Origin of the sequence: Mycobacterium paraffinicum, assembly GCF_001907675.1 — a bacterium.
GTDB classification, from domain to species: domain Bacteria; phylum Actinomycetota; class Actinomycetes; order Mycobacteriales; family Mycobacteriaceae; genus Mycobacterium; species Mycobacterium paraffinicum_A.
The window spans coordinates 228,657-237,935 of record NZ_MPNT01000006.1; the positions used below are offsets into that span (position 1 = coordinate 228,657).

Consider the following 9,279-nt stretch of genomic DNA (forward strand, 5'->3'; position numbering starts at 1 on the left):
ATTACGAGTCGAGCGAGAGCGGGAGGGGCTAGTACACGTCGCGGTGGTAGCGCTTGTCGGCGCTCAACGACCGGACATACTCCTTCGCAGCGTCGGGGTCGAGGCTGCCGTGCTCGGCCGCGAGTTCGCACAGCGCGCGGTCGACGTCCTTGGCCATCGGGTCCGCGGTCCCGCAGACGTACAGTTGCGCCCCGTCCTGCAGCCAGCGCCACAGCTCCGCCCCGCGGTTGCGCATCAGATGCTGCACGTAGATCTTGTCGCGTTGGTCCCGCGAGAACGCCAAGTCCAGCTCGGTGAGCAGCCCGTCGGCGTACATCTTTTCGATCTCGTCGCGGTAGTAGTAGTCGGTCGCGGCGTGCTGTTCGCCGAAGAACAGCCAGTTGGGACCGGTGTGCCCCAGGGCGCGTCGCTCCTGCAGAAAACCGCGGAACGGCGCGATGCCGGTGCCCGGCCCGATCATGATCATCGGCGTGTCCGGATCGCTCGGGGGCCGGAAATTGCTCGACGGCTGCAGGTAAACGGCGATCCGATCGCCGGGGGAGCGGTCGGCGAGGTAGGTCGAACACACCCCGCGGCGTGGGACGCCCTGGAAGTTGTAGCGCACCGGCGAGACCGTCAGGTGGACCTCTTGCGGGCATTCCTTCGGGCTGGAAGAGATCGAATACAGCCGCGGCTGAAGGCGTTTCAGGACCCGCAGCCACTCGTGGGCCGACGCGGAGACCGGATGCTGTGCCAACAGGTCGATCGACTGGCGGCCCCACGTCCAATTGGCCAGAGCGGCTTTGTTTTCCGGCTTCAGCAGCTCGGCAAGCTTCGGGTCGCCGGTGCGCTCCTGGACGAACCTCACCAGGTCCCGGCTGATGTGGGCGATCTCGATTCGCTCGGTGAGCGCCGAGCGCAACGACATCAGGCCATGCTCGCCGACCTCGACGGGGGTCTGCCCGTCCAGGCCGGTGACGGTCAGCCATTCATCGACCAACTGGTCACTGTTGCGCGGCCACACCCCGAGTGCATCACCGGCCTCGTAGCTGATGGTGTTCTCGGGCAGACGAAACACCAGCTGCCGGACGTCTTTTGCCGATTCCGGCCGGCCGAGCTTGATGTTCCGGGCCATGTCGGTGATCAGGGGATGCTTCTTGGTGTACCCGGCTGTCTTCGACCCGTCGGCCGGCCGGGGCGGCGTGGCGACCACGGAGGTTGCCGCCACCGGCGCACCCCCGTCGGGGCCCACCGGTGCGGGCGTGCGGGATAGCGCTTCGATGACACTGTCGAGCCACCTGGCCGCGGCCTCGTCGTAGTCGGGTTCGCAGTCGACCCGCTCGACGATGCGGGTCGCCCCCAGCTGCGCCAGCCGCTCGTCGAGCTTGCGCCCATGACCGCAGAAGTCGTCATAGTTGGAGTCGCCCAGCGCCAGCACCGCGTAGCGGGTGGCGGCGAATCGTGGTGCGGCGTCGGACGTGAGGGCCCGCCAGAGGCTGGCGCCGTTGTCGGGCGGGTCGCCGTCACCGGTGGTGCTGGTGACCAGCAGCAGCTGCCGAGCCGTCGGCAGTTCGGTCACCGGGAAGTCGTCCATGCTGTGCAGCGCGACGGGCAGGTTTTTCTCACCCAGTCGCGCCGCGATGTCGGCGGCGAGCTCTTCCGCGTTGCCGGTCTGCGACGCCCACAGCACGACGACGGGCGAGCGCTCGGCGGGTTTTGCTTCGGGTGGCCCGGTGATCGGCTCCTTGACCGCCGCGGCCGGCGTCGCGCGGGGCGCGTCGTTGCGCGAGAACAGGCCCGCGAGCAGGCCATCCACCCACAGCCGGGTGCTCGAATCGAAGGGAGCGCTTGGCGGCAGGGTCGGCACACCGGCCGCGCATCGACCTGGTTCCGACCGCAGGGCGGTCAGCATCCCGGCGAGATAGGAGCGGCCGAGCTCATCGAATTCCGGCACGGGCTTCGGTGCCACACCAAGCAGGGCGGCCAGGGCATCGACCTGTGACACGCTGATTTCCGGTACCTCCGTGGGCACGGGAGCTGGTGCGTCGACATCCGCCGATGGCTGCGGGCCCGCGCCCGGATCTGCAACGGGGACAGCGACTTTCGCCAGTGCGACGGCGCAGGCTTTGAATTCCGGTTGGTTCGAGATCGGGTCGACCGCGTCATTGGTGACCGCGTTGATCGCCAGGTATTCGCCGAAAACGTCGTTCCAGTGGAACGGTGCGAAGCAGTTGCCGGGCCGCACCCGATCGCTGATCGCGGCGGGCAGCACGGCGCGACCGCGTCGGGAAGCGATTTCTATCGCGTCACCCTCGGCGATCTGTAGTCGTGCAGCGTCGTCCGGGTGGAGTTCGACGAACGGCCCGGGATTGAGCTTGTTGAGCTTGGCGACCTTGCCGGTCTTGGTCATCGTGTGCCACTGGTGCGGCAGGCGACCGGTGTTCAACAGGAACGGGTAGTCGCCGTCGGGCATTTCCTCGGGCGGCAGGTGCGGGCGGGCGAAGAACACCGCGCGGCCACTCTCGGTGGGGAAGGCCAACCGCGGGGTGCTGCCGTCCTCGCGGACCAGCCGCGCCTGACTGACGCCGTCGTTGAGGTAGCGAATGGGGTTGCGGTTGCCGGCGCTCTCGGGTGCGCACGGCCATTGCAGCGGGCTCCGCCGTAGTCGCTCGTAGCTGATCCCCCGCAGGTCGTAGCCGGTCTTGGGGTTCGAAAACCGTTTGATCTCCTCGAAGACTTCCTCGGCGGAGTTGTAGCTGAACGCGTTTGCAAACCCCATCGCGCAGGCGATCCGGGCGATGAGCTGCCAGTCGGGCATCGCGTCGCCCGGTGCTGCGATCGCCGGTTGGAAGAGCGTCATGGTGCGCTCGGAGTTGACCATCACGCCCTCGGCTTCCGACCACAGGGCCGCAGGAAGGAGCACGTCGGCGTATTCGTTGGTCTCCGTTTCTTCGAAGGCGTCTTGGGCGATCACCAGCTCTGCGCGCTCCAGGCCGGCCAGCACCGTCTTCCGATTGGCAACGGAGGCAACCGGGTTGGTGCAGACGATCCAGCACGCCTTGATATCGCCGTCGGCCATCCGGGAGAACATGTCGATGGTGCCGGTCCCGACGTCCGTGCGGAGCGCTCCCCGCGGGATGCCCCACTGGTCTTCGGTGAAGGCGCGGTCGTCCGCGGACAGGACGGAGCGCTGTCCGGGCAATCCCGGTCCCATGTAACCCATTTCGCGGCCGCCCATCGCGTTGGGCTGGCCGGTGAGCGAGAAGGGGCCACTGCCGGGTTTGCAGATCGCGCCGGTGGCCAGGTGGAGATTGCAGATGGCGTTGGTGTTCCAGGTGCCATGGGTGCTCTGGTTGAGGCCCATGGTCCAGCAGCTCATGAAATTGTCGGCCTCGCCGATCATCCGGGCCGCTGCGCGGATGTCGTCCTCGGGAATACCGGTGATCTCGCTGACCGCGTCGGGGGTGTACTGCGCCAGGAAGCTGGGCATCACCTCCCACCCCTCGGTGAACTCGGCGATGAATGCGGGATCGGTGTGCCCATTCTCGACGATCAGGTGCAGTAACCCGTTGAGCAGTGCGAGATCGGAACCGGGTGCGATCTGCAGGAACAGGTCCGCCTTTTCGGCGGTCGCCGTGCGGCGCGGGTCGACCACGATCAGTCTGGCCCCGGCCTTGACGCGTTCCATCATCCGCAAGAAGAGGATGGGATGGCAGTCCGCCATGTTTGCGCCGATGACGAAGAAGACGTCGGCGTGTTCGAAGTCTTGGTACGAGCCGGGCGGCCCGTCGGCGCCCAGGGAGAGCTTGTAGCCGGAGCCGGCGCTGGCCATGCACAGCCGTGAGTTCGACTCGATCTGGTTGGTGCCGATGAAGCCCTTGGTCAGCTTGTTCGCCAGATACTGCGCCTCGATGGACATCTGGCCCGACACATACATGGCAAAGGAATCCGGGCCATGGGCATCGATGATTGCACGTAACCGCTGGGCGGAGTGGGCGATTGCGCGCTCGACAGCGACGGCCTGGGCGGGCTCGCCACGGTCGGCGCGCAGATACGCCGATTCCAGTCGCCCGGGCACCTTCAGCAAGTCCGACGTGGTGGCACCTTTGGTGCACAGCCGGCCGAAGTTGGCTGGATGTTGTTTGTTTCCAACCGACTTCCCGATGTGGCGCCGGCCGCTCTGGGGATCGGTTGTGACCTGCAACACCATGCCGCAGCCGACGCCGCAGTATGCGCACACGCTGTTCACGGCATCGTTGTTCGACGCCATGGACTCGGTGGACACGCCTGCCTTCCCTCCGTTGAGCACAACGGGCTTTACGTGAATGGTGCGACCGGGATGTTTCGACACCGGGTATCGGGAGTTTCCCCCGCTTTACGGCTTCCTCTCACCGGCCCAAGCGCGTCCGTGAACTCTCGGGAGTGCCGCATAACCCCAGGTCAGGGCGGGTCATCATCGACCAGCCAACCCCGGCCAGGCTACCCGCGGGGCCTGATGCATGACCTGTCAGAACGGGGTCTCGGACCAAATAAACGGGACATTCACAGCCTTCGCTAAGCTCACCGAGTGCGTCAGCTGATCGTGATCCTGGTGATCCTGCTGGCCTCGGGGTGCGGTGGGCACCAAACCAGTTCGCCGCCGACCTCGGCCGAGACGTGCAAGGATTCCGACGGGCCGACGCCCGACGCGGTGCGGCGGGCGATCGCGGCGGTGCCCATCACCATCCCCGGTACGAGTTGGGTGGAAATCGCTCGGGGACATGCCAAAAAGTGCCGGCTCTATTGGGTGCAGATCATCCCGACCATCGCCAGCGAGTCCACCGGGCAGCAGCTGCTGTTCTTCGATCACAACACGCCGCTCGGTACTGCCACCCCGAATCCCAAGCCGTACATCACCGTGTTAGCGCCGTCCGACGACACCGTTGCCGTTCAATACCAGTGGTTGAAGGGTAACGATCAGCCGTGCTGTCCCACCGGTAGCGGGACGGTGAAGTTCGGGATCGGCCCGGACGGTAAGCTGAAGGCGCTCGGTCCGATCCCGAATCAATAGCGTTGCGTCACAACGTGAGCAGGCGGTGCGTCAGTGCGTGGCGGCGTCCGTCAGGTTCTCCGGATGCAGCATCTCGGCGTAGCGCAGCTGCTCGGGGATTCCGAAACCGTCGACGAGTGTCTCCGCATGCGGTCGCAGCGCGCGGCACCGATCGTTGATGCCTCGGGTGACCGCCTTGGCCCGCTCGGTGGACAGGTACCGATGTTCGATGTACCACGCCTTATCGTCGTCGATGACAGAAAGCGCGTACAGATCGCAGAGGATGCCCAGCAGTTCGCACGCCTCCTCGTGCGGGCAGGCGTCGATGCCGGCGACGAACGCCTCGAGCACCACCCGGTCGATGTGCGCGGACGCCGCGTGTAAAACGTGGTCCTGCACCGTGTTGAACGCTTCGAACTCCGACATCTCCTTGGATTTGGCCTGCAACCGGCGGGCCACGGACGCCAGCAGATATTCCTCGCGGTCCTCGAACATCTTGATCTGCGTACCGCGGTTGAAGAGGCTGCCCTCTTCCTCGCTGTCCTGCCGGGCATCCACGATCGTCTGGATAATCGTCTCGGCCGCAGTCCGTTTGACGACGCGCTCGCCGACAGTGTTGGCGGCGAAGCGCACCCACTCGACGGGGCTCATGCTGCGGATGTCGTCGGCGTAGGCCGTCAGCAGCTCCTTGGCCACCAACTGCGTCAGCACGTGGTTGTCGCCCTCGAACGTGGTGAACACGTCGGTGTCGCCGCGCAGCGCAACCAGCCGGTTCTCCGCCATGTAACCCGCGCCGCCGCAGGCCTCGCGCGCCTCCTGAATCGCGCGCGACGCGTGCCAGGTGTTGGCCGCCTTCAGCCCGGCGGCACGCGCCTCCAATTCGCGCTGCTCGTCGGCGTCCACCGCGTCCGCGGTCTGGATGTCGTGGCACTTGCTGACCAGCTCGTTTTGGGCGAATTGCAGCGCGTATGACTTCGCGATCAAAGGGAACAGCCGGCGCTGGTGCACCAGGTAGTCCATGATGAGCACCTCGGACTCGTCGTCGGGCGCACTGAACTGCTTGCGCTGCAACGCATATCGCGTCGCGATGTCCAGCGCGACGCGGGCGGCGGCGCCGGCGCTGCCGCCCACCGTGATCCGCCCGCGCACCAACGTGCCCAGCATGGTGAAGAACCGGCGGCTGGTGTTCTCGATCGGCGAGGTGTAGGTGCCGTCCGGCGCCACGTCGCCGTATTTGTTGAGCAGGTTCACCCGCGGGACCCGGACGTGGTCGAAGACGATGCGGCCGTTGTCGACACCGGGGAGGCCGCCCTTGTATTCGCAGTCCGACGTCGTCACCCCGGGCAGGTCGTTGCCCTCCGCGTCGCGGATCGGCACCAGCAGGCAATGCACGCCGTGGTTGACCGGCTTGCCGTCCTCGGTCGTGATCAGTTGGGCGAATACCGCTGCCATGGTGGCCGTTTCGGCCGCGCCGCCGATGTAGTCCTTGCGGGCCGTCGGCGTCGGGGAGTCGATGACGAACTCCTCCGTGGCCGGGTCGTAGGTTGCGGTGGTCTCCAGCGACTGAACGTCGCTGCCGTGTCCGGTCTCGGTCATCGCGAAGCAGCCCCGCAATTCGAGGCTGATGATCTTCTTCACGTACGCCTCGTGGTGGCGCTCGGTGCCCAGATTTTCGACGGCGCCGCCGAACAGCCCCCACTGGACGCCCGCCTTCACCATCAGCGACAGATCCGACATGGCGAGCATCTCGATCATGGTGATCGCCGCGCCGATGTCGCCGGTGCCGCCGTGCTCCTTGCGGAAGTTGTCGGCGGCGGCACCGAAGGCGGCCATGATCCTCATCTGCTCGGCCACCTTGGTGCGCGCAATCACGGTGTTCGGGGTGTAGTGCGGCCGGAAGAGGTCCACGCTCATGGTGGACCGCAGCTGGTTTCTGGTGTCGCGCCAACGCCCGTCGAGGGCGTCTCGCAGCTGGTCGGCAACGGTGGTGGTCTCTGGCGCCATAACCCGACCGTATCTCGCGGTTCACGTCGCGGGTATAACGACCCGATCCCAATTGGCGGTGCTGGTCAGCGACGACTCAGTTCGTGTTGAGCGGGGTGCGCTGAGGGGCTTGGCGCTGCCGCGGCCGCAGCCGGTAGAGGGTGAAGCCGGCCGCCGCGACGCCGAGCAGGACAAGCATCATCATGTCGAACAGCCACCAGCCGCTGTAGTGGGTCCACGTTTGGCAGTCGGCGGCCAAGGGGTCGACCCGGCGCAGGTTGGCCGTGGACGCGGCTGCGGCGAAGCCCCAGCGGGCGGGCACGAACCAGGAGATCTGTTGCAAGCCCCACTTGCTCACGAGCTGAACGAGGCTTCCGTTGAAGAGCGCGGAGGCCAGGATCACCGGCAGCAGCAGCGGGAGGACTTCGCGTAGCGACTTGCCCAGGCTCGATAAGGCGAGCCCGACCACCGCGGACACGATGGCCGTCACTGCCAGGCTCACATAGAGCTCGACGGTGGCGTTGTGCAGCAGGGCCGCGCCACCCGCCGGTCCGCCCTTGTCGGCGATGACGATGGCGAACACGACGGCCGTCAGGATCGCCGCGACGAGGCTGAACACCAGGATCTTGGCGGCCAGATAGGCCACGGTCGACAGGCCGAGCGCCTGCTCGCGGCGCAAGATGCGATGCTCGCGCGCCACGGTGCGGATCGTCAGCGCGGTGCCGATGATCACCGCGGCGATGTTGAGCGCGGCCAGGATCTCGATGGCTTCGTGGGGGTGGGCGTCGCCGGCATGGGGCCGGGTCAGGCCCGAAGCGCCCGGGATCAGCAGCGCCAGGGCCGCCAGCACCAACGGCAGCAGCACCAGGAACACGACGTAGAGGCGGTCGCCGAGGAGCAGCCGGACGTCGCGGCGGGCCAGCAGCCGGACTTGCCGCCCCAGCGGGGTTTCGGCGGGCGGCGGCGCCGGGGGGGCGATCTCGGGCGGCGTGCGAGCCGCCGGTGGTTGGGCGCGAAACGCGCGGTGGGTTCCGGCGGGGTCCGCCCTTACCCGTTCCAGCACTTGCGACCAGTCGGCGGTGCCCAGCGCGGATTCGGCCTGCCCGGGCGGCCCCAGGAACGCCGTCGTACCGGCTGAAGTCAACAGCAGCGCCTGGTCGCACAGGTCGAGGTTCGTCAACGACGTTTGCGATGACATGGTCGCCACCACCACGCAGCCGATGTCGGCCTGGCGCCGCAGCATCGTCATGACGTGACGTTGTTGCTGCGCATCCAGACCGGCGGTTGGCTCGTCGACGACGAGCAGCGTCGGCCGAGTGAGGAGCTCGATGGCCAGCCCGGCGCACCGTCGCACTTCGGGTGAAAGCTTGCCGATCCGGGTGGACCGGTGCTCCGAGAGATCCAGTTCCTCGAGGACCTGATTGACCACGCGGTCGCGTTGCTCGGGTGAGATGTCCTGCGGCAGGCGCAGTTCGGCGGCGTACCCCAACTCCCTTTCAACGGTGAGCTGGCGGTGTAAGGGGTCCTGGGGCGAGACGATGCCGATGCGGGCGCGCATGAATGCCGGCTCTGCGTGCACGTCGTGGCCGTCGACGGTGACGCGCCCGGAGCTGGGCTGCCTCGTCCCGGCGAGCAACTCGAGGAGGGCGGAGTTGCGGGTGGCCGTCGGCCCGACGAGGGCGGTGAGGGTGCCCGGACGCGCCGAGAACGAGATGCCCGACAACACGTCGCGCCGGTCGACCGTCAGTCCCAGTTGGTATGCGGTGACCCCGAGGGTGCGGGCCTCGGCTTGGAGCGGCAATCGATAGGTGGAGTTTCCGGTTTCCGTTGCGCCGACGGCCGGACGGGGGACGCGGAATTTCGAGGTGACCATCCGCTCGATGAGGCCCGGAGTCTTCGCCTGTGCATCCGCCGCGGGGATCGCCCGGACGGGCGGAGCCGGCGGTGGGTGGGCGGGAGGTTCGGCCGCCGGCGGCTGGGGCGGCGGCAGCACCCGCATGCGCTGGGTCTCGCGCTCGGTCGGGGTCCGTAGGTTCGGATCGCCCGGATGAGCGGGTTGCGGCGGGACGGGCGGAGGCGGCGGGTAAGCGGGCGGTCGAGCCGGCGCCTGCCGGGGCGGACCGGCCGGGTGAGCGATTTCGAAAACTAGCCGGGGACCGCGCTGCGGATCACCGATGCTGATCGCCTGACCATTGCGAATCGTGACCGTCGAGGCACGCGCGCCGTCGACGAAGATGCCGTTGTGGCTCAGGTCGATCGCCACCCACTGCGTGCCCGCGAATCGCAAC

At 67.3% G+C, this 9,279-nt stretch carries 4 protein-coding genes; 1 reads left to right on the forward strand and 3 read right to left on the reverse strand.

Annotated elements, in window-relative coordinates; translation table 11 throughout:
- Positions 1-28: 28 nt before the first annotated feature.
- Positions 29-4,249 carry a bifunctional nitrate reductase/sulfite reductase flavoprotein subunit alpha gene (locus BRW65_RS09620; RefSeq protein WP_073873939.1) on the reverse strand — a complete coding sequence of 1,407 codons (4,221 nt, stop codon included), beginning with the start codon at positions 4,247-4,249 and terminating at the stop codon, positions 29-31.
- A gap of 297 nt (positions 4,250-4,546) precedes the next feature.
- Between BRW65_RS09620 and BRW65_RS09625 the strand changes: the two genes are divergently transcribed.
- On the forward strand, positions 4,547-5,029 hold the full coding sequence (locus BRW65_RS09625; protein ID WP_432206411.1) for an LppP/LprE family lipoprotein: 483 nt from the start codon (positions 4,547-4,549) through the stop codon (positions 5,027-5,029).
- A 30-nt stretch (positions 5,030-5,059) separates the two neighbouring features.
- On the opposite strand, the gene BRW65_RS09630 is transcribed toward BRW65_RS09625, so the two are convergent.
- Positions 5,060-7,012, reverse strand: a complete 1,953-nt coding sequence (locus BRW65_RS09630) for an acyl-CoA dehydrogenase (protein ID WP_073873886.1) — start codon at positions 7,010-7,012, stop codon at positions 5,060-5,062.
- 76 nt (positions 7,013-7,088) lie between these two features.
- Entirely contained in the window at positions 7,089-9,278 is a 2,190-nt protein-coding gene (locus BRW65_RS09635) for an ATP-binding cassette domain-containing protein (protein WP_244168050.1), read from the reverse strand.
- Between the last annotated feature and the right edge of the window lies 1 nt (position 9,279).

Excerpts from the sequence above, each read along its gene's own strand:
- BRW65_RS09630 (WP_073873886.1), bottom strand. The coding sequence starts at position 7,012 with ATGGCGCCAGAGACCACCACCGTTGCCGACCAGCTGCGAGACGCCCTC.
- BRW65_RS09620 (WP_073873939.1), bottom strand. The coding sequence starts at position 4,249 with ATGGCGTCGAACAACGATGCCGTGAACAGCGTGTGCGCATACTGCGGC.